The following is a 19,855-nucleotide window of genomic DNA, read 5'->3' as shown; positions in this document are numbered from 1 at the left end:
GGGCACCTCGGGCATGCGCGAATCCGACAGCCGACCGGCGGCGACGATGAGCGTGCGGCAGAGGTAGTCGCCCGAGCTCGTGCTCACGTGCCATCGGCTGTCGTCGGCGCGCCAGCGCAGATCGCGCACGTCGACGCCGAGACGCAGGTGTGGACGAAGTCCCTCGGATCGCACGGCATCCTGAAGATAGGTGTGGATCTCGCGTCCGCTCGCGAAGAAGCTCGACCAGTTCGGGTTCGGCAGGAACGAGAACGCGTACAGGTGAGCGGGGATGTCGCAGGCGACGCCGGGGTAGACGTTGTCGCGCCACGTGCCGCCTACGTCGCCGGCCCGTTCGAGGATCACAAACGATGCGTCACCCCGCCGCGCCAGACGGATGCCCGCGCCCAGGCCCGCGAATCCGGCGCCCACGATCACGGTATCGATCTCGGTGAGTGCGGCAGGGCGCGTCGCGTCGGTCGCATCTCGGATGCCCGTGGCCGCGATATGCGTCCGGGTCGCGTCGCGGGGCCGGCGCAACTCCGGTGTGTCGGTGTCCGTGCCGGCCTCGGGGCCAGTGTCGGCCTCGGCGCCTGTGTCGGTGTCGGCCTCGGGCCGACCGTCGATGAAGTCCTCGATGAGGCTCAAGATCAGGGCCGGACGCTCGGCGAGCGTCTGACGCACATCGCCGAGCCGCTCACCCGACACCAGCAGGAGAACGGGGGTGCGCCCGGCGTCGTGCTCATCGCCGGTGATCTCGGGGTCGATGACGGCGATGCGAACAAGGTGCGCGGTGGTGCGCGATGCCCTGATCGCCTCGTCGTAGTGACCTCCGATGGCCAGGGCGGTGACGTCGTCACCGGCATCGGCGAGCGCCGTGTTCCATTCGACGACGTGACGGCTCGACGCATCAGGAATTTCGACCATCAGCACATCGCGGGCGCGCGCCAGCACGGGCTGTAGAAAGGCGAAGTCTTCTGCGCTCCCGCCGTTTGGCCCGTGCAGCACGACGACGGTCGACCGCCGCGGTGATGAACGGGAGGCCGCGCCAGGCTCCCGGAGTGCCGGCCGCGCGACGTCGTGCATCGTCATGGTCGAGGCCGTTCGAGCAGCGCGCGACGCTCCGAGATCGAAAGCTGCAGCCGGGTGGCGGGCGGCGCATCCGCCCGGCGCGCGAACGCGAGCTGCTCGCTGCTCGGAGACCCGTAGCTCGTGGTGCGCTGTCGTACGCCCCGCCCGATCTCGGCGGCCGTGCGCTCGAGGTCGCGGATGGTCAGCGAGCGGTGCGCCTCGGCCCCGGCCTCGGGTATCGCCGTGCCGTCGAGGAGCAGGCCGCCCAGGTCGTCGACGCCGCCGCGCAGCACCGACTGGCTCTCGGCGAGTCCCAGCTTCGTCCACGCAGCCTGAACGTGATCGATGCGCCCTGCGAGCAGCAATCGCGCGACCGCGTGCACCGCGCGGGTCTGGCGCGCATCCGGGCCCGGGCCGGCGACCCGCGCGACCTGCGCCGGGGCATCCAGTCGCACGTAGGGCATCGGGATGAACTCGGTGAAGCCGCCCGTCTCGTCATGCAGGCGCGCGAGCGCACGCAGGTGCGCCAGCTGCTGGGCAGGCGTCTCGACGTGCCCGTAGACCATGGTGGCGGTCGAGCGCAGTCCCGCCCGGTGGGCCGCTGCCATCGACGCGATCCACTCGGAAGCGGGCGGATCGCCGCCCTCGCTGAGAATGCGTCGCACGCCGTCGTCGAGGATGCGTGCGCCCGTTCCCGGAACGCTGTCGACGCCGGCCTCGCGCAGAGCTGCCAGGTAGTCATCGAGCGAGAGGCCGAGACGACGCGCCCCGTCGGCGATCTCGGTTGGACGGTACGCGTGCAGGTGCAGGCCGGGCTGCCTGGCCCGGATAGCGCGCACGATATCGAGGTATGCGGTTGGAGGCATGTGCGCGGGAATCGCGCCCTGGATGCAGAGTTCCGTGGCTCCGAGCGAAGTCGCCTCGTCTGCGAGCTCGACGATGGCGTCGAGGTTCAGGCCGGCGTCGGTGTCGAGCCCATAGAGAGAGGAGTCGATGTTGCGGTTGATCACGAACGTCACCTCGTCTCCGACGGCGTCGAAGCGGATGTCGTCGGCCAACGAGGTCAGGGCGTCGAGATCGTCGCCCGTGGCGTCGAGCAGATCGAGGTACTGAGCGTCAACGAGGGTGGCAGGGTCGTTCGAGGCGACCACGAGGGCACCGGTCGCGGGGCTGCCCTTCGACGAGTTCAGGGAACGGGGGCTCAGCGGGCGCCGGGGCCATGGTCGGCCGATCACCGGGGCCTCTTCGTCGGCGAGGCCGGAGGGGGCCGCCAGAGCGTCGACGTGCGGACGGATGCGCGCGTCGATCCAGCGCTCGGGGTCGCGCACGAACTGCGGATGCGCGGTCAATCGCTCGCGCAGCTCGAATCCGGCGGCTCTCGTCAGCGCCGCGAGGCTGTCGAGCTCCGGCCACGGACGCTCCGGGTTGACGTGGTCGGCGGTGAGCGGACTCACACCGCCCCAGTCGTCGATGCCGGCGCGAAGCAGCAGGCCGAGTTCGTGGGCGTCGGTGAGGTTGGGGGGAGCCTGGATCGTCGCATCCGGGCCCATGACGACCCGGGCCACGGCCACGGCGGCGACGTACTCCTGAAGCGCGAGGTCGACCTCGTTCTGCATGGCCGTGCGCGGCTTCGCCCGAAAGTTCTGCATGATCGTCTCCTGAATGTGCCCGTGCCGCTCGTGCGAGGCGCGAATCTCGAAGAGCGCCTCGGCACGCTCGGCGTCGTTCTCGCCGATGCCGAGCAGAACACCCGTGGTGAACGGAACCTTCGACCGGCCGGCGTCGTCGAGCACGCGCAGCCGCAGCGCAGGATCCTTGTCGGGGGAGCCGTAGTGCACACCGCCCTTCTCTGACCAGAGACGAGTGGCGGTGGTCTCGAGCATCATGCCCATCGAGGGAGCCGCGGGGCGCAAGGCCTGCAGCTCGCTCCACGACATGACTCCCGGATTCACGTGGGGAAGGAGCCCGGTCTCCTCGAGCACGAGAATCGCCATGGCCCTGATGTAATCGAGAGTCGACGAGTAGCCATGGGCATCCAGCCACTCGCGCGCGACGGGCCAGCGGTTCTCGGGCCGGTCGCCCAGAGTGAACAACGCCTCTTTGCACCCGACGGCCGCGCCCGCGCGGGCGACCTCGAGAATCTCGTCGGGCGACATGTAGACGGGCTTGCCCGTGGTGGCCAGCTTGCCGGGTGTCTCGACGAAGATGCAGTAGTGGCAGCGGTCTTGGCACAGGTGCGTGACCGGGATGAACACCTTCTTCGAATAGGTGATGATGCCCGTGCGACCAGACCTGTCGAGCCCGTCGTCACGCAGCCGGGTCGCCACGGCGAGCAGTCGCTCGAGCTCGTCGCCGCGCGCGGAGAAGAGCGCCTCGGCATCGGCCTGCGACACCGGAGCGTCGCTCTCGAGGCGGCCAAGCGCATCCAGAATCTCGGTGGTCGCGCGACGGGGGGAAACGTCTGTCATCAACATCTTTCTGCGGGGAGGAGAACGGGGACGGGCACTCGACGGAGTGCCGCTGAGCCCAAATCCAGGCCCGCACGCTGATTGAACCCAACTATACGCGCGCACTTCTGCGCACTTTTCGTGCGCCCGCGTCACGGGGCGTCACGGAATTTTCGGGAGGTGCCGTGCGCTGGCTACCCTGAAGGCGTCATCCCCACAGCAAAGGACCACTCGTGAAACGCTCCTCCCTCGTCGCACTCATCTCGCTCGCCGCTGCGACCCTCGCCCTGGGCGCGTGCGCCAGCCCCGCGTCGACAACCGACGATTCGACGAGCGAAGGCAAGGTGAAGGCCAATTCGCTGGCCGCGATCCAGGAGAGCGGCGTACTCACGGTCGGAACCGAAGGAACCTACAAGCCGTTCACCTTTCACGAAGACGGCACCGGCGACCTGACAGGCTACGACGTCGAGATCATCACGGCCGTCGCCGACAAGCTCGGCGTCGACGTGAAGTTCGAAGAGACGCAGTGGGACGCGATCTTCGCCGGTCTCGAGGCGGGACGCTTCGACGTGATCGCCAACCAGGTCTCGATCAACGACGAGCGCACGGCCAAGTACGACTTCTCCGAGCCCTACACGGTGAGCCCCGGCGTCATCATCGTGAAAGACGACAACGCCGACATCACCTCGTTCGCCGACCTGTCGGGCAAGACCACCGCACAGTCGCTCACCAGCAACTGGTACGCGCTGGCGCAAGAGAACGGCGCCAACGTCGAGGCCGTCGAAGGATGGGCCCAGGCTGTGGCGCTGCTCGAGCAGGGCCGCGTCGACGCCACCGTCAACGACAACCTCACCTTCCTCGACTACGAGAAGCAGAAGGGCGACACCGGCCTCAGGATCGCGGCCGAGACCGATGACCCTTCGCTCAACGCGTTCGTCTTCACCAAGGGCAACACCGAACTGCAGGAGGCCGTCGACAAGGCACTCGACGAACTGCGCGCAGACGGAACGCTCGCCGAGATCTCGAACACGTACTTCGGCAGCGACGTCACTCAGTAGGGTCGGCACGAAGCAGGTCGATCGATGACACCCCCCTGGGCGAGGACTGAGGCATGACCGAATCGCTGTGGGATCTGCTGCTGAGGTCGTTGCTGCCGATCATCGGGGGAGCCGTCACCGGCACCATCCCGCTGGCGCTCATGTCGTTCGCCCTCGGGCTGGTCATCGCTCTCGGAATCGCGCTGATGCGCCTGTCGCGCATCCGTGTTGTGTCGGGCATCGCCCGAATCTACGTGTCGATCATCCGGGGCACGCCCCTGCTGGTGCAGCTGTTCGTGATCTTCTACGGTCTGCCATCCATCGGCATCCTGGTCGATCCGTGGCCGAGTGCCATCATCGCCTTCTCGCTCAACGTGGGCGGCTACGCCGCCGAGGTCATCCGCGCGGCGATCCTGTCTGTGCCCAAAGGCCAGTGGGAGGCCGGGTACACCATCGGCATGTCGCGCGCGCAGACCCTCGTCCGCGTGATCCTGCCGCAGGCCGCGCGCGTCTCTGTTCCGCCCCTGTCGAACACGTTCATCAGCCTCGTCAAAGACACCTCACTCGCCTCCCTCATCCTCGTGACCGAGCTTTTCAGACAGGCGCAAGAGATCGCGGCGTTCAGCCAGGAGTTCATGGCGCTGTACATCGAAGCGGCCGTCGTCTACTGGGTGATCTGCCTCGTGCTCTCGAGCGCCCAGTCCGTACTCGAGAAGAGACTGGATCGCTATGTCGCCCACTGATCCCCTCGCCCCCGCGCGGGCAGACGACTCGATCGAGGCGCCCCTGCTCGTCGCCCGTGGCCTGCGCAAGAGCTTCGGCGACGTCGAGGTTCTGAAGTCGATCGATCTCACGGTGCCGCGCGGCAGCGTGGTGGCGCTGATCGGACCGTCGGGGTCGGGCAAGACCACGGTGTTGCGCTCGCTCAACGGCCTCGAGGTTCCCGAGGGGGGAACCGTCGAGTTCGCGGGCCGGGCGGCGGTCGATTTCTCGCAGGCTCCGGGCAAGAGTCAGCTCGCGTCATTGCGAGACCGTTCCGCCATGGTCTTCCAGCAGTTCAATCTGTTTCCGCATCGCACCGTTCTCGAGAACATCATCGAAGGCCCGGTGCAGGTGCAGAAACGGCCGAAGGCCGAGGCGACGGCGGATGCCCGCGCGCTGCTCAAGCGCGTCGGTCTCGGCGCGAAGGCCGATGCGTATCCGTTCGAGCTGTCGGGCGGGCAGCAGCAGCGGGTGGGCATCGTTCGTGCCCTGGCGCTGAAGCCGCAGCTGCTGCTCTTCGACGAGCCCACATCGGCGCTCGACCCCGAGCTCGTCGGCGATGTGCTCGACGTCATCCGCGAACTCGCGACCGAGGGGTGGACGATGGTGCTCGTGACGCACGAGCTCACATTCGCGTCTCACGTCGCCGACACGATCGTCTTCATGGACGGCGGAGTGGTGGTCGAGTCCGGGCCGCCGTCGGAGGTGCTGCAGAACCCGCGTGAGGCGCGCACCCGGCAATTCCTGCACCGGCTGCTCGACCGGTAGGTGCGCCGACCGACGAGCCGACGGCAACGGTGGAGTTCGAGCCGCCGCGCAGCTTCCCGGGAGATAATGGCTGCATGATCACCGTCGAACTCGCCCGGGCACTGCGTGACGCGGGCCTGGTGTGGAAGCCGGTCTCGGGGGACCGGTTCACGATCGACACCCCCGCCTTCGATCCCGAGGCGCTCGATGCCGAGGTGTTCACCGTCAGTGACATGACCATCGAGGCGCAGCACTATCCCACGGGAACCATCCTCGGGTTCAACGGCACGACCGAGTGGGCACTCGACTCGGTCGACCTGCACGAGGCCCTTTGGCTGCCGCGCGAAGACCAACTCCGCGACATGCTCCGCGGGGCCTTTCGTTCGCTCGTTCGGCGGGAGACCTCACTCGACGCTGCCCCCGAGTATCGCGTCGACATCGTCTTTCGAAGCGAGCACTCGAGCCACACCGCCTCGGATCCTGCCGATGCCTACGGGCGGGCCGTGCTGACGCTCGTGGCGGCATCCAGCGCCGCAGCGGCCTGACCGCGCCCTGCCCGCTGCGTGCACATTTTCCCGCGCGCCTTCGAAAGGGTGGACGCGGAGCGGCCCGATCCATGAAACTGAGGTCAACCGGGAACCGTTTCCGGAGTCGACAAAGGGGTTAGATTCCATGGCTGACACGTATCGTGCACTGCTTCAATCAGGAGGGCTCTCGGAAGACAAGGAGACCGTCGAGCAATTCGTCGACGGAAAGCCCCGGGAGAACATCGTGGAGATCTTCGACGTCGACGGCGAGGCCCAGGAGCGTGTCTGGAAACTCGTGATTCCCGTCACGCCCGAGCCAGTCTCCTACGAACTGGTCGGCGACGCGCCCGGCGAAGTTCCCAACTAACGCCTGCGCCTAACCGATCGCTAGGGGCATCACAAGCCCCCTCGTTCGAGCACGCACGAGGCGTAGCTTCGAAAGCGAGCCGACACTCATAGGGATTTCGGCTGACGAAAGGTGGATGCCATGGGACTCGACGACAAGATCAAGAACGCTGCAGCCGACGTGGCCGGTAAGGCCAAAGAGGCGACCGGCAAGGCTACCGACGACGAGCGACTCGAAGCCGAGGGCAAGACCGACCAGGTGGGCGCCGATGCCCGCAAGGCCGGAGAGAACGTCAAAGACGCTTTCAAGCACTGACGATTTCGCGCAGCCAAGGGCTGACGCGCGGCCGCAAGAAATGCCGGGGTGCCACAGGTGCCTCGGCATTTTTGTGGGTGGATGACGTACGCCGTGAAAGCAGGGAGTATCGGGTGACCGACGCTGATTCCATAGGATTCTGGGCCGAGAAGGCCGCCGGGGTCGCGGGCGATGCGCGCCGGGCCATCGACCTCGCCGTCGCGATCGGCGAGAACACGCCGCGGCCGGGCTCCGGCGAGACCCCGGCCCTGTTCGCACTGTTGATCGCGCTCGGCAGGTCAGACCTCACGGCGGCCAGGGTCGTCGAGGCGCATCTGGATGCCCGTGCCATCGTGGCCGAGGCCGGTCGCCACGCGCAGACGGGCAGCTGGGGCGTCTTCGCCGCGGAGGGTTCGGGCGTACGCCTTGACGCGGTCGAGACAGACGGAGGGTTCGAGCTCACTGGCACCAAGCCGTGGTGCTCGCTCGCCCAACTGCTCGACCGCGCCGTGGTGACGGCTCACACGAAAGATGGCCACCGCCGACTGTTCGAGGTCGATCTTCGGGGCCCCGGCGTCGCCGTGCGCGATGGCGAGTGGGCGGCGTTGGGGTTGCGGGGCGTGCCGAGCGGCTCGGTCGACTTCGCGCACGTCGCCGCCTCTGCCGTGGGAGTCGACGACTGGTATCTCGACAGGCCCGGGTTCGCCTGGGGAGGCATCGGCGTCGCGGCATGCTGGCTCGGAGGCGCGGAAGGGCTCGCCCGCCGGCTCTGGGCGGGCGCGCAGACGACGAACCGGCAGCCGGACCAGATCGCGCTCATGCACCTCGGCGCCGTCGATGCCCAGCTGTGGGCCGCGCGGGTCGTGGTGGCGGATGCCGGGCGCCTCATCGACGAGGGCCGTGCGGGGGGAACAGACGGTCGGCTCCTGACCGCGCGCACGCGAATTCTCGTCGCCTCCGTGGTCGAAGACGTGCTTCGCCGAGTCGCGCATTCCCTCGGACCGGCGCCGCTGGCGCTCGAGCCAGAGCACGCTCGACGGGTGGCCGACCTCGAACTCTATGTACGACAGCATCACGCCGAACGTGATGAGGCGTCGCTCGGCCGTCGCATCCTCGAGGAGCATCGGCCATGGTGAGCTTCGACCACCGCGACGCGGGCACGGCGAACTCCGCCTGGCTGGCCGCCGCGAACTGGGCCGGCATTCCGCGGGTGACTCTCGACGGTGTCACGCTGCTGGTGGTCGTCGCGGCGCACCCTGACGACGAGTCGCTCGGTGCCGGTGGCCTCATAGCCATGGCGCACGCGGCCGGCATCCCCGTGACCGTGATCGTGGCCACCTCGGGCGAGCACTCGCATCCGCGGTCACCGAGCTTCTCGCCCGAGCGACTGTCGGCTGTGCGCCGCGTCGAGGTCGTGCACGCCATCGACACGCTCGCACCGGGAGCCGGCGTGCGGCTGCTCGGCCTTCGCGACGGCGCGCTTCGCCAGCAGATCGAGGAGGTGACCCGGGCGATCGAAACCGAGGTAGCCGGCCGAGCCGGGGTGCTGATCGCATCGCCCTGGCGCGCCGACGGGCATCCGGATCACACGGCCGCGGGTGAGGCCGCCGCCGAGGTGGCCCAGGCCACCGGCTCCACCCTCCTGGAATACCCGATCTGGGGCTGGCACTGGGCAGCGCCCGACTCGCCGAACTGGCCGTGGGAGCGGATTCGAACCCTGCCGCTCGACAGCGACGTCGGCGTCGCGAAGGCCGCGGCCCTCGAACGGCATCGCAGCCAGCTGAAGCCGCTGTCCGACGCGCCGGGAGACGAGGCGGTCATCTCGTCGGCGTTCGCCGCGCACTTCCTTCGGAATTTCGAAACATTCTTCGTCGGCGACACATCCTCGGCGGAGCAGTCGACCGACTCGTTGGCCCAGGGGTACTTCGATGACTTCTACGAGGGCCGCGCCGACCCGTGGGGGTTCGAGACGCGCTGGTATGAGGAACGCAAGCGCGCCCTCACTCTCGCAGCACTCCCGCGGCGGCGCTTCGCCTCGGCGCTGGAGGTGGGCTGCTCGATCGGGGTGATGACGGCCGAGCTCGCAGACCACGTCGACGCGCTGTTGGCCACTGACATCGCCGAAGCTCCCCTCGACGTGGCCCGCACGCGTCTTGGGGATCGACCGGGCGTTCGGTTCGAGCGACGCGCTCTTCCCCAGGAGTGGCCCGACGAGAAGTTCGACCTGATCGTGGTGTCCGAGGTCGGCTACTACCTGTCGCCCGATCGTCTCGATGAGCTCGTGCGAAAATGCGCCACGAGCCTGAATGCCGGGGGCACGGTGATCGCGTGCCACTGGAGGCACCCCGTGAGCGACTACCCGATGCGCGGCGACGCGGTGCAGGACGCTTTCCGACACGCAGCCGGCCTCGTTCGGCTCGGCGGGTACGACGATGACGACTTTCTCCTCGATGTCTTCGGGAGCCCGGGCGGCGTGTCGGTCGCCTCGGCGGAGGGGCTCGTGTGACGACCCGCATCCGGCAACTCGTGGTCGTCGTGCCGGCCCGCGACGAGCAGAAGACGATGGCCCGCTGCCTCGACGCCCTCGAGGCAGCCCTCACGCAGCTGCGAACGCGCACGACGGACTGTCCCGACGTGCGCATCATCGTCGTGCTCGACAGATGCCTCGATGACACGACCGACATCGTCGCTCGTTACGCACGCGTCGATGCGGTGGTCAGTTCGGCCGGCAGGGTAGGCGCGGCGCGCGCGCGAGGAATCGACACGGTGCTCGCGGCCTCAGATGTGCCGCGGCACGAGGTCTGGATTTCGAATACCGATGCGGACTCGGCCGTGCCACCGGACTGGTTGGGCGTTCAGCTCGAGGCCGCTGAGGCCGGTCACGCGGTGCTGCTCGGCGCCGTTCGCCCCGACCAGGAGGGGCTCGACGCCGAACAGCTCGCGCACTACCTTCTGCGGCACCCGCTGCGCGAAAGCCATCGCAACGTGCACGGAGCCAACCTCGGAGTGCGAGCCGATCACTACATCGCCGTCGGAGGATTCGCCGCGGTGGCGACCGGCGAAGACGTGAAACTGGTCGCAGCGATCGAGGCCCTCGGGCTTTCTGTGGCCAGCACGGGGCGCGCCGCCGTGCTCACGTCGTCGCGGTTGCTCGGTCGCGCGCCCGACGGCTATTCGGATGTCCTCCGCGCGATCGCCGGATAGCTCCGCCCCCTGCGCGTGCCGGTTTCGAGGGACAAGTCGTACGAACGCGGGGCGATAGTGGCAGAATCCCGATAAAAGAAGCGAAACCCCTCGCAGATGCCAGGTTTTCGGGCGTGGCGAGCTTATGGTGACCGTGTGTGGCGCGCTGATAAGAAACTAGATGCAGACGCAGTTCGATCTGCCGCCGACGACGACTCGTCGGCCCGGGGTAGCCAGACCGTGCCTGAAAAAGACGGTCGGCCCCTCACCAACCTCACGAGCGAGAGCCGGGTCGAACCCAATCGCGAACGATGGCGCGACGACCTCAGCCGGGTCGGTGGAGCATCGCCGCTCATCCACTTCGACGACTCCCCCCGAAACCGCATAGACCTGTCGGCAACCCATCCGGGCGGGCTCGCGCAGTTCATCACCGGCAACGCCACCCTTCTCAGCAGCCTGATCCGCGACGAGCTTGCACTGCGCACCGCACGCCTCGCCGCCGCCGCGATAACAGACAAGGGTGTCGAGCTGCGCAGCGTGCGCGGCATCGATGCCGTCAACCTGGGCATCGGATTCGCGGAGTGGCGGCTCGAGCAGGAGTCGTTCAGTGCCCCCGTGCTGCTGCGCCCCGTGTCGGTGCGCCGCTACGGACGCGACTTCGAGCTCAAACTGCGCGGCGGCCCCGTGGTCAATCCCGAGCTCGTGCGCGCCCTGTCCGAGCAGTTCCAGATCGAACTCGATGCCGACGCGCTCGTCGCCCTCGCGGTCAACAACGGCGTCTTCAAGCCGCAGCCGGTCATCGACCAACTGCGTGGCCTCACCTCGCAGCTCGCGTGGTTCAGCGTCAGCCCCCGGCTCGCCGTCTCCACCTTCGCCGATGTGAGCCACGCGCTGGTCGACGATGCCGGCGACCTCGCGCATCCGGTTCTCGACGCACTCGCGGGCAACGTCACAGCCCGCCGCGGCGTGCAAGACGGCTACCACCCCGTCGACGCCACCCCGCAAGACCAACGCCCGCCCTCCACAGACACGCTCCTTCTCGACGCCGACCCGGAACAAGAGAACGTCATCGCCCAGATCGGCGCCGGCAACTCACTCGTAGTGAAGACGCTGCCCGGAACGGGCGGAACGCAGACGATCGTCAACGCCGTCGGCGCGCTTATCGCGCAGAACAAGCGTGTGCTCGTGGTGAGCCCGCGTCGACTCAGCCTGAAAGGCATCGCGAGGCGCCTCACCGACGTCGGGCTTCCGGGCGTCGCGGTCTCGCCACGAACCCTGCGGCGCGACCTGATCTCTTCGATCGGCCGCAATGAGAAGGCCCGGCAGCCCCACGTCGCCGACGTCGACGAGGCGCTCGTGCGCCTGCGCGGTGTGCTGCTCGACTACCGCAGTTCGCTCGGGCGGGTCGACCCCGTTCTCAAGGTCTCGGTTCTGGATGCGCTTCGCGAGCTCGCACGCCTCGAACTCCTGCAGACGCCGCCCGCCACCAAGGCGCGCCTCGACAGGCATGCGCTCGAGGGGCTCGCATCCGGTCGGGTGAAAGCGGCGAAGACGTTGAGCAAGGCCGCAGCCCTGGGCGAGTTCCGCTACGGGCCAGACGACTCGCCGTGGTACGGCGCGGCGTTCGCCTCATCAGACGATGCCCACGGCGCGCACCGGCTCGCCAAGAAGCTGCACCAGACCGACCTGCCCACGTTGCTCTCGGGCGCGTGGGAGTTGATCGGCCAGACCCGCATGCGGCCTTTCGCGACGCTCACCGAGCTCGGCATCTACTTGCGGCTGCTCCTCGACCTGCGGGAGACGCTCGACAAGTTCCTTCCCGTGGTCTTCGACAGGTCGCTCACCGAGATCATCGCGGCCACGTCGAACCGTCGCGACTCGCCGCAGCTGTCGTCGACGAGTCGGCGGAGGTTGCGCGGCCTCGCGCGTGAGTACGTGCGCCCCGGTGTGCATATCGGAGACCTCAACGAGGCCCTCAAGCACATCCAGCAGCAGCGCACCCTCTGGTACCGTTTCGCCGCAGCCGGCATCCCGCCGGAAATTCCCATCGGCATCGCCGACGTTCAGATCGCCTACCAGCGAGTCACAGAAGACCTCGCCCAGCTCGACCTGCCCCTGGGCTCTGTCGGCACGGCCCGACAGCTGTCGAGCCTGCCCATCGACGAGCTCGTGTCACTGGTCGACGGCCTGGCCGCCGATTCCGAGGTGCTCGCGAACCTGCAGGAGCGCACGGCCCTGCTCGACACGCTGCGCGAGCACTCGCTCGATCCGCTGCTCACAGACCTGTCGCAGCGGCACGTGCCCGAGAGCGCCGTCGCCGACGAACTCGAGCTCGCCTGGTGGCAGTCGGTGCTCGAACTGATGCTGGCCAACGACCGGGCCCTGCTCGGCGCGAACACATCGGTGCTCGATCGTCTCGAGGCCGACTTCCGGCTCGTCGACGAGGCGCATGCTTCGGCCAGCGGAGCGCTGCTTGCGTGGCAACTCGCCGAGACGTGGAGCGTCGGCCTCGTCGATCATCCCGAAGAGGCGACAGCGCTCAAGACGATCCTGCGCACCGACGGCGTCGACTCGCAACGACTCCACGAGGCCGCCCCTCACCTCGGGCGGGTACTCGCTCCCGTGTGGCTGGCCTCTCCCTACGAGATAGCCGAGATCTCCGACTCCCTGCACTTCGACACGGTGATTCTGGTCGACGCCGGAGCAACGACGCTGGCAGAGAATGTCGGCGCAATCCGCCGGGGTCGCCAGGTCGTGGCCTTCGGCGACCCGGTCACCCAGACTCCGTCGCGCTTCGACATCGCCATCGCTGCGGTGCCCGAGTCGTCGAACCGTGCCCGAGCCGAGCAATTCGTCGACGAACTGCACGCCGAATCGGCGCTGGCCCGTCTCGCCGAGCTCGTTCCGACCCTGTCACTCACCCGCAGCTACAGGGCGGGCGGCGAAGACCTGGCCGAGCTCGTGAACCACCGCTTCTACGGCGGAAAGATCGACTCGCTACCCTGGGCCGGCACGTTCCTCGGACACGGCAGCCTGGCCCTGCACTATGTCGAGGGCCGTGGCGGTATGCCCGATGCCGAGACCGGAGCCGTCGAGAGCGTCGACGACGAGGTCGATCGTGTCGTGGCGCTGGTGCTCGATCACGCCATTCACTACCCCGACGAATCGCTGATGGTCATCACGGCCAGCCCGCGGCACGCCGTTCGTGTTCAACAGGCCGTGCTGTCTGCCTTCGCCAAGCGCAGCGACCTGAGCGACTTCATTCTGAAAGACCGTGCCGAGCCGTTCATGGTCGCCACGCTCGACCAGTCGGTGGCGCAGAGCCGCGACCGCGTCATCTTCTCGGTGGGCTACGGCAAGACCACCCATGGCCGGGTTCTCACGAACTTCGGCGCACTGGGCCGCGCCGGCGGCGAACGACTGCTCGCCGTGGGCATGACCCGCGCGCGACGCTCGATGGACATCGTCAGCTGCTTCCACCCGCACGACATCGACGAGGAGCGCATGGCCCACGGCGTCGTGGCGTTGCGCCAGATTCTGACCGAGGTCGAGTCGGGGCCGAGCCCCGACACGTTCTCGAGCCCGGGCGACGCGCTGCTCATCGACCTGGCCCGCAGACTCGGATCGCGCGGCCTCGACGTGGCGTTCGAACACCGCGGCAAGCTCACCCTGGTGGCGTCTCACGACGGTCGAGCAATAGCGATCGAGACCGACTCGGTCGTGCACGCGTCGAGCCTGCGGGAGTCTCTTCGCCTGCGCCCCGACATGCTGAGACGACTGGGCTGGCACTACCTGAGGGTGCACAGCTTCGAGCTGTTCAGCGACCCTGAGGCCGTGGCTGCGCGCATCGCCCAGGTCATCGGCGTGCGCGAGCTCAAGGCTGTCGACAGGCAGCCCATGGCTCACAGCACCGACGAGACGGCACCGCTTCCGTTCTCCCGCTAGGCTCTCGAGGTGCCGAACGAGACGAACGAGGCCGGTTCCCAGCCCGAGCCGACGGTGCGTCGCACAGGTCGCCGGCGGGTGACGACGGATGCCGTGCCCGGGTCGGATCCGACACCCCAGCGAGCCGATGGCTCGGCCCCCGAGAAGGCCGAGGAAGACACGGATGCCTCGTGGGGCGATCCGTCACCGCGCGGCAGTGACAAGAACGACGACAGGCTGAAGCTCGAGAAGCCGCCGCACTGGTGAGCACGCCGGCGTGACGACCGGGTCAGGCGCGGGGAGTGGGTGCTGACGACGAAGCCTGCTGTTTTGCGAGCAGGTCGCGGATCTCGGTCAGCAGCTCGGCCTCGGTGGGAGGAGTCCTGACGGTTTCGGCGGGAGTGGGCTGCTGCTTCTTCATGAACGCCACCTTCTTGAGGTGGTTGATCGGCAGTACGAAGACGAAGTACACGACCACGGCGACGATGAGAAACTGGATGATGGCAGCCAGTACGGTGCCGAGCTGAATCGTTCCTGCGCCGATCTCGATCGGGAATGCGCCGACGAGGTTTTCTGCGCCACCGAAGGCGCCCAGAATCGGAGTGATGACGTTCTCGACGATCGAGTTCACGACGGCGGTGAATGCCGCCCCGATGACGACGGCGACCGCCAGGTCGATGACGTTTCCTCGGAGTACGAACTCCTTGAATCCCTTGAACATGGTGGTGCCCCTCTGAGAACGCGTACTGAAGTCGTCTATCGGTGTTACTTGGCTGAGCCGCTCGACGAGCCGCTCGACGAGTTCGACGACGAGCCGCTCGATCCTGTGGAGGTCGCCGGGGTCGAGGGCGCCGCGGGCTTCGAGGAAGGCGACGATTCGCCCGATCCGCTCGTCTTGCCCGAGCCGCCGGAACCGCCGGAGGTGCTCGCCTTGTCTGCCGCTCGTGAGTCGGTGCGGTAGAAGCCGGATCCGTTGAAGGTGACACCGACCGCTGAGAAGACCTTGCGCAGCGTTCCTCCGCAGACGGGGCAGACGGTAAGGGAGTCGTCGGTGAAGGCCTGGTGGATATCGAAGGCGTTCGTGCACTCGGTGCAGCGGTACGAATAGGTGGGCACGAAAAAGACTCCTTGAAAAACGGGGGAACGACGAGCCGAGCGGCGCGGGCTAGAACCTATGAATCTGCGTGGGGGTGACGACTCCGTCGACGGGCTGGTCATGGATCTCGCGAGGAACGGAGTCGAGAAGCTCGTCGTCGAAGATCACGGCGTAGACGGGCGGGCACTTCTGCATGCTGCCCAACGTCTTGTCAAAGTATCCACGACCCCAGCCCAGCCTGACCCCGGAGGCGTCGACCGCCGCGGCCGGAATGATGATGAGGTCGACGTCGTTGATGACCATCGGGCCGAGAATCTCGCCGACGGGCTCGGGCATTCCGAAGAGCCCGTGCGTCTCGGACTCGCCGTCGCCGTGGGTCCAGTCGAGCAGGCCGTCTTCGCGCGCGATCGGAAAAAGCGTGCGAATGCCGTTCGCCTGCGCCCACTTCACGAACTCCCGGGTATTCGGCTCGTGGGTGGCCGACAGGTAACACGAGATAAACGTGGCGCCCGTGTCGGTCACCAGCTTCTGCAGGGTGCGGGTGAAACCCTCGGTGGCGGATGCCCGTTCGACGGACGTGCGTGTGCGTCGCCGTTCTCGCAGCTCGGCTCTCAGCGCACGTTTGATATTGCTCGGGTCGGTGACCATCTAAGAGATTTTAGTTGCACGGATGCATCGGCCGTGTTTCGCAAGCCGGCGCATCCATCGCTCGGCATTGGATAGCCTTATCCGTATGGGCATCAAGATCACCAAAGCCGTCATTCCTGCCGCCGGACTGGGCACTCGCTTCCTACCCGCCACGAAGGCTCTGCCCAAAGAGATGCTTCCGGTCGTCGACAAGCCGGCTATCCAGTATGTGGTCGAAGAGGCGGTCAAGGCCGGGCTCGACGACATCCTCGTCGTCACGGGTCGCAACAAGCACGCCCTGGCCAACCACTTCGACCGCGTCACCGAGCTGGAGGCGACTCTCGAGTCGAAGGGTGACGGCAACAAGCTGCGCATGGTCAACGAGGCCACCGCGCTGGCCGAGATGCACTACGTTCGCCAGGGCGACCCTCGCGGCCTCGGTCACGCCGTCCTCCGAGCCCGCATGCACGTCGGCCACCAGCCTTTCGCCGTTCTCCTCGGCGACGACCTGATCGACGCACGCGACGACCTGCTTTCGCGCATGATCGAGGTTGCCGAGAGGCGCACCACGACCGTCGTCGCGCTCCTCGAAGTCGACCCCTCCGTGGTGCACATGTACGGCGTGGCGTCCGTCGAGAAGACCGATGAAGAAGACGTGGTGCGCATCACGGGCCTGGTCGAGAAGCCCTCCGCAGAAGACGCGCCGTCGAACTACGCCGTCATCGGCCGCTACGTTCTGCAGCCCGAGGTCTTCGACGTGCTCGAAGAGACCCAGCCCGGCAAGGGAAACGAGATTCAGCTCACCGACGCGCTCGAAACGCTTGCGGCAGACGCCTCGATCGCGGGCGGCGTCTACGGAGTCGTCTTCCGTGGCCGCCGGTACGATACCGGTGACAAGCTCGACTACATTAAGGCCATCATCCAGCTCGCGAGCGATCGCGAAGACCTGGGCGGCGACCTGCGACCCTGGCTCAAGGAGTACGCCAAGGGCCTGTAGCAGCGCCGAAGATCTCCCACCGCGCAGAAGGAATGACTGTCACCGCCGATGTTTGTTCCCACCCTGTCCGACGGATCGATCGTGCTTCGCCCCATTCGAGTGCGGGATGCGCGGGCGCTCGAACGTGAGCTCCTGGAGAACCGCGGCTGGCTGCGCAAGTGGGAGGCGAGCAACCCGCACGGGCCGATGTCCTTCGATACCAGGGCGAGCATCCGATCGCTGCAAAGCAACGCGCGAGCCGGTTACGGCCTGCCGTTCTTGATCGAGTACAACGGTGAGATCGCCGGGCAGCTCAACGTGTCGTCGATCAGCTACGGCTCGGTGTCGTCGGCGAGTATCGGCTACTGGGTGTCAGAGCGCTTCGCGGGCAAGAACATCACCCCGACGGCGGTCGCCCTGGCATCCGACTACGCGTTCTTCCAGGTCGGGCTTCACCGCCTCGAGATCTGCATCCGGCCCGAGAACGCGCCGAGCCTCCGGGTCGTCGAGAAGCTGGGCTACCGCTACGAAGGACTGCGCCGCAGATTCATCCACATCAATGGCGACTGGCGCGACCACTTCTGCTTCGCGCTGGTGGCCGAAGAGCTGCCGGTCGGCGTGCTGCGGCGGTGGCGAGACGGGCAGGTTCCCGACGGCGAGGGCACCGTGCCGCTCCTCGACAGGCAGGCCGCCGAGCACGCAATCCACACCGTTCCTCGCTGACCCGACACGAAATTGGCTCGCGGGTGTTCGCGACACACGTGGCCAGACGCCGCCAACCCGCCCCCGCTCTCATACCGTAGAGCCATGACAACGGACTGGCTGGGCGGGGGCTTCATCATCGCTGTCGCAGCGGGGCTGTGGCTCATCTACTTCATGCCCACCTGGTCTCGCCGCCGCGAGTACCTCGCGACCGAACGCAACGCCGTGCGCCTGCAGCAGACGCTGCGCATCCTCGCCGAGACGAGCGAGGTGCCCGACGAGATCCGTGTGGCAACGACGGCGCGCAGTGTCGCCGAGCAGCAGCGCTTTCTGCGCCAGGTCTCGCAAGACGCCACGCCCGTGGCCGTTCTCATCGCTGCCCGCATCAAACGCTCGCGCGCCGTGACCACCGCGATCCTCCTCCTCTCGGTATCGGTCGCCGTGCTCGCCGGCTTTCAAGTCGCCCTTGCCGGCGCCTGGGTCGTCGTCGCCATCGGAGCGTCCGTCGCCTCGCTCTGCGTCGTGATGCTGGGCAAGCTCGCCCGCGCGGGTCGCGGCCTGCGGCTTCCGGCGCCGACGCTCACCGTCCACGACCAGACCCTGGTCGATCACTCAGAGTCGTTCCTCGAGGCCGAGCCGCTGCAGGTCATCGAGCCCGTCGCTGCCAGCGAATGGACTCCCATCCCGCTTCCGAAACCTCTCTACGCAGCACGGGTGCCCGCCCCTGGTCTGTCGACCGCGCTGCCGTCGGTCGCCCGCGAGGTGTCTCTCGAGATCGAGGCCGATCTTCGTCGGGCCGCATCGGATGCCGAGAACGCCCTGCGCGCCGCGGCCTCCGCCGGGCCCGCAGTCGCGCCCATCGAGCTGCCGCTCGCCCCCGTCGCCGAACCGGCATCGCCTCGCGCGCCCAGCCGTTTCGCATCCATGGGCATTGTCGACACCGCCGATCGTTCCGGCATCGACCTCGACGAGGTTCTCGCCCGCCGCAGGGCCGGCTGAGCGGTCCGTTCGGTTCGAAGTCGCTGCCGCGGTCGTGATAGTCTTCCAAGGCAGTTCCGGGGCATTGGCGCAGTTGGTAGCGCGCTTCGTTCGCATCGAAGAGGTCAGGAGTTCGAATCTCCTATGCTCCACCAGAACAGCACGCGAGAAGCCCCGGGAAGCCGGGGCTTCTTCTGTGTAAGGCCTTATGCCGCAGCGGCATCACAGCAGGAATGTGACAGGAATTGGATTCCGACTCGTCGTAGCTGGACCGCAGCGGCTGGGTGAGATCATAAGGCCTCAGCTCTTTTGGCTACGGCCCCACGCAGCGCGAAGCCACCAAGACCGAACTGAGCCGGTATCAGCCTCACGGAGATGGCCACGCCATTGATCGCGACCAAGCATCCCCCCGGCCAGAGGGTGTCCGCGATCGGATAGTCCGGAGCTAGCCTCCCCTTAGGTGGGGTGGCGGAGTCGTTGTCACGCGACCGGTTGTCCCCAACGGCCTGGCTCGGCCTTCTGCCGGTCTCGTATGAAATCGCGGTGAATGCCCTGCAGGTTCGCGAATGCGAGGTCCTTCGTTGACTGCGTGTATGGCCCGTGTAGGCCGGCGGGCACGACGACTGCGAGAAAATTCAAAACGTTGACGTAGTGAATCCTGAGGATGTCGGGATTGGTGGGCTGCAAGATCGATACGCCAGACGTCAGCTGCCAGTGGAGGTCGGCCAGGAGCTCGATCAGCTCGGCGACACCGACCATCTGGATGATTTCGCTTTTGAGAACCGGAATTTCGGTCAGGTTCTTTGCGGACATCCATGCTGCGGCGTTCCCGTCGATCTGGCGATCACCCTCCGTCGGGCTCGAGAGCCAGACGCCGAAGTCATCGGTGGACCACTCGCGGGCGTGGCGTACGTACGGGAAGACGATTCGAACGCCGACCACACTGCCCCCGAATCTTTCCTTGCGTTTGAAGTCCGTGACCTCGAACGCACCGGCGCCGAGCGGCTTGAAGAACTTGTTGAGCGGTCGTGCTGATCCCATACGTCAACGGTATCGTTGGGGGCGCTGTGTGCAGCCCCCGAACAGGGATCGCCTCAAGGGCCGTAGGCACTTCGACAAAAACCCAACAAGAATCCAGTTCGTGGCTTAGCTGAAGCTG

At 67.2% G+C, this 19,855-nt stretch carries 20 protein-coding genes and 1 tRNA gene; 15 read left to right on the top strand and 6 right to left on the bottom strand.

What is annotated here, in order from left to right; genetic code table 11:
• Together ACE5CZ_RS07950 and cofG are read right to left on the bottom strand one after the other, a co-directional pair.
• A partial coding sequence (locus ACE5CZ_RS07950) for an NAD(P)-binding protein (RefSeq protein WP_374946791.1) occupies positions 1-1,071 on the bottom strand: 1,071 nt, incomplete at its 3' end.
• The gene (gene cofG, locus ACE5CZ_RS07945; RefSeq protein ID WP_374946790.1) at positions 1,068-3,518 is read right to left on the bottom strand and encodes a 7,8-didemethyl-8-hydroxy-5-deazariboflavin synthase CofG; all 2,451 of its coding nucleotides are present in this window, start codon (positions 3,516-3,518) and stop codon (positions 1,068-1,070) included. The genes cofG and ACE5CZ_RS07950, both read right to left, overlap by 4 nt.
• Positions 3,519-3,730: 212 nt before the next feature.
• Here cofG and ACE5CZ_RS07940 point away from each other — a divergent pair, with 212 nt between their 5' ends.
• From ACE5CZ_RS07940 to ACE5CZ_RS07890, 11 genes are all read left to right on the top strand, one after another.
• Positions 3,731-4,555 carry an amino acid ABC transporter substrate-binding protein gene (locus ACE5CZ_RS07940; protein WP_374946789.1) on the top strand — a complete coding sequence of 275 codons (825 nt, stop codon included), beginning with the start codon at positions 3,731-3,733 and terminating at the stop codon, positions 4,553-4,555.
• A 53-nt stretch (positions 4,556-4,608) separates the two neighbouring features.
• Entirely contained in the window at positions 4,609-5,277 is a 669-nt protein-coding gene (locus tag ACE5CZ_RS07935; RefSeq protein ID WP_374946788.1) for an amino acid ABC transporter permease, read from the top strand.
• Positions 5,264-6,064: an amino acid ABC transporter ATP-binding protein gene (locus ACE5CZ_RS07930; protein WP_374946787.1), complete on the top strand. Its 801-nt coding sequence runs from the start codon at positions 5,264-5,266 to the stop codon at positions 6,062-6,064. The genes ACE5CZ_RS07935 and ACE5CZ_RS07930 overlap by 14 nt, the downstream gene beginning before the upstream one ends.
• A 74-nt stretch (positions 6,065-6,138) precedes the next feature.
• Positions 6,139-6,588, top strand: a complete 450-nt coding sequence (locus ACE5CZ_RS07925; protein ID WP_374946786.1) for a pilus assembly protein CpaE — start codon at positions 6,139-6,141, stop codon at positions 6,586-6,588.
• Positions 6,589-6,715: 127 nt separating this feature from the next.
• Positions 6,716-6,937, top strand: a complete 222-nt coding sequence (locus tag ACE5CZ_RS07920) for a hypothetical protein (protein WP_374946785.1) — start codon at positions 6,716-6,718, stop codon at positions 6,935-6,937.
• Between the two features lie 120 nt (positions 6,938-7,057).
• On the top strand, positions 7,058-7,231 hold the full coding sequence (locus ACE5CZ_RS07915; protein WP_374946784.1) for a CsbD family protein: 174 nt from the start codon (positions 7,058-7,060) through the stop codon (positions 7,229-7,231).
• A gap of 113 nt (positions 7,232-7,344) precedes the next feature.
• Positions 7,345-8,346 carry an acyl-CoA dehydrogenase gene (locus ACE5CZ_RS07910; RefSeq protein ID WP_374946783.1) on the top strand — a complete coding sequence of 334 codons (1,002 nt, stop codon included), beginning with the start codon at positions 7,345-7,347 and terminating at the stop codon, positions 8,344-8,346.
• Positions 8,340-9,716, top strand: coding sequence for a PIG-L family deacetylase (locus ACE5CZ_RS07905; RefSeq protein WP_374946782.1), 1,377 nt, complete (start codon positions 8,340-8,342; stop codon positions 9,714-9,716). The genes ACE5CZ_RS07910 and ACE5CZ_RS07905 overlap by 7 nt, the downstream gene beginning before the upstream one ends.
• On the top strand, positions 9,713-10,414 hold the full coding sequence (locus ACE5CZ_RS07900) for a glycosyltransferase (protein ID WP_374946781.1): 702 nt from the start codon (positions 9,713-9,715) through the stop codon (positions 10,412-10,414). Before ACE5CZ_RS07905 ends, ACE5CZ_RS07900 begins: the two co-directional genes overlap by 4 nt.
• A 135-nt stretch (positions 10,415-10,549) precedes the next feature.
• Complete coding sequence (locus ACE5CZ_RS07895) at positions 10,550-14,338, top strand: AAA family ATPase (RefSeq protein ID WP_374946780.1); 3,789 nt, start codon at positions 10,550-10,552, stop codon at positions 14,336-14,338.
• A 9-nt stretch (positions 14,339-14,347) separates the two neighbouring features.
• A complete protein-coding gene (locus tag ACE5CZ_RS07890; RefSeq protein ID WP_374946779.1) occupies positions 14,348-14,584 on the top strand; it encodes a hypothetical protein in 237 nt (78 codons plus the stop codon).
• A gap of 22 nt (positions 14,585-14,606) precedes the next feature.
• On the opposite strand, the gene mscL is transcribed toward ACE5CZ_RS07890, so the two are convergent.
• The 3 genes from mscL to ACE5CZ_RS07875 are packed head-to-tail and all read right to left on the bottom strand — an operon-like array spanning position 14,607 to position 16,061.
• A complete protein-coding gene (gene mscL, locus ACE5CZ_RS07885) occupies positions 14,607-15,038 on the bottom strand; it encodes a large-conductance mechanosensitive channel protein MscL (protein ID WP_374946778.1) in 432 nt (143 codons plus the stop codon).
• 44 nt (positions 15,039-15,082) lie between these two features.
• A complete protein-coding gene (locus ACE5CZ_RS07880) occupies positions 15,083-15,433 on the bottom strand; it encodes an FmdB family zinc ribbon protein (protein ID WP_374946777.1) in 351 nt (116 codons plus the stop codon).
• 49 nt (positions 15,434-15,482) lie between these two features.
• Positions 15,483-16,061 (bottom strand): 5-formyltetrahydrofolate cyclo-ligase, encoded by a 579-nt coding sequence (locus ACE5CZ_RS07875; protein WP_374946776.1) that lies wholly within the window; start codon positions 16,059-16,061, stop codon positions 15,483-15,485.
• 85 nt (positions 16,062-16,146) lie between these two features.
• Here ACE5CZ_RS07875 and galU point away from each other — a divergent pair, with 85 nt between their 5' ends.
• The 4 genes from galU (at position 16,147) to ACE5CZ_RS07855 (ending at position 18,851) form a co-directional block, all read left to right on the top strand.
• The gene (gene galU / locus ACE5CZ_RS07870) at positions 16,147-17,037 is read left to right on the top strand and encodes a UTP--glucose-1-phosphate uridylyltransferase GalU (protein ID WP_374946775.1); all 891 of its coding nucleotides are present in this window, start codon (positions 16,147-16,149) and stop codon (positions 17,035-17,037) included.
• 48 nt (positions 17,038-17,085) lie between these two features.
• Positions 17,086-17,739 carry a GNAT family N-acetyltransferase gene (locus tag ACE5CZ_RS07865; RefSeq protein WP_374946774.1) on the top strand — a complete coding sequence of 218 codons (654 nt, stop codon included), beginning with the start codon at positions 17,086-17,088 and terminating at the stop codon, positions 17,737-17,739.
• An 84-nt stretch (positions 17,740-17,823) separates the two neighbouring features.
• Positions 17,824-18,717 (top strand): hypothetical protein, encoded by an 894-nt coding sequence (locus tag ACE5CZ_RS07860; RefSeq protein ID WP_374946773.1) that lies wholly within the window; start codon positions 17,824-17,826, stop codon positions 18,715-18,717.
• A 58-nt stretch (positions 18,718-18,775) separates the two neighbouring features.
• Positions 18,776-18,851, top strand: a tRNA-Ala gene (locus tag ACE5CZ_RS07855).
• Positions 18,852-19,176: 325 nt separating this feature from the next.
• On the opposite strand, the gene ACE5CZ_RS07850 is transcribed toward ACE5CZ_RS07855, so the two are convergent.
• Positions 19,177-19,638 carry a hypothetical protein gene (locus ACE5CZ_RS07850; RefSeq protein WP_374946772.1) on the bottom strand — a complete coding sequence of 154 codons (462 nt, stop codon included), beginning with the start codon at positions 19,636-19,638 and terminating at the stop codon, positions 19,177-19,179.
• Positions 19,639-19,855 lie beyond the last annotated feature (217 nt).

It is taken from the genome of Agreia sp. (assembly GCF_964263775.1).
GTDB lineage: Bacteria > Actinomycetota > Actinomycetes > Actinomycetales > Microbacteriaceae > Agreia.
The sequence above is the reverse complement of the archived record's forward strand: the minus strand, read 5'-3'. Positions and strand labels throughout refer to the sequence as shown.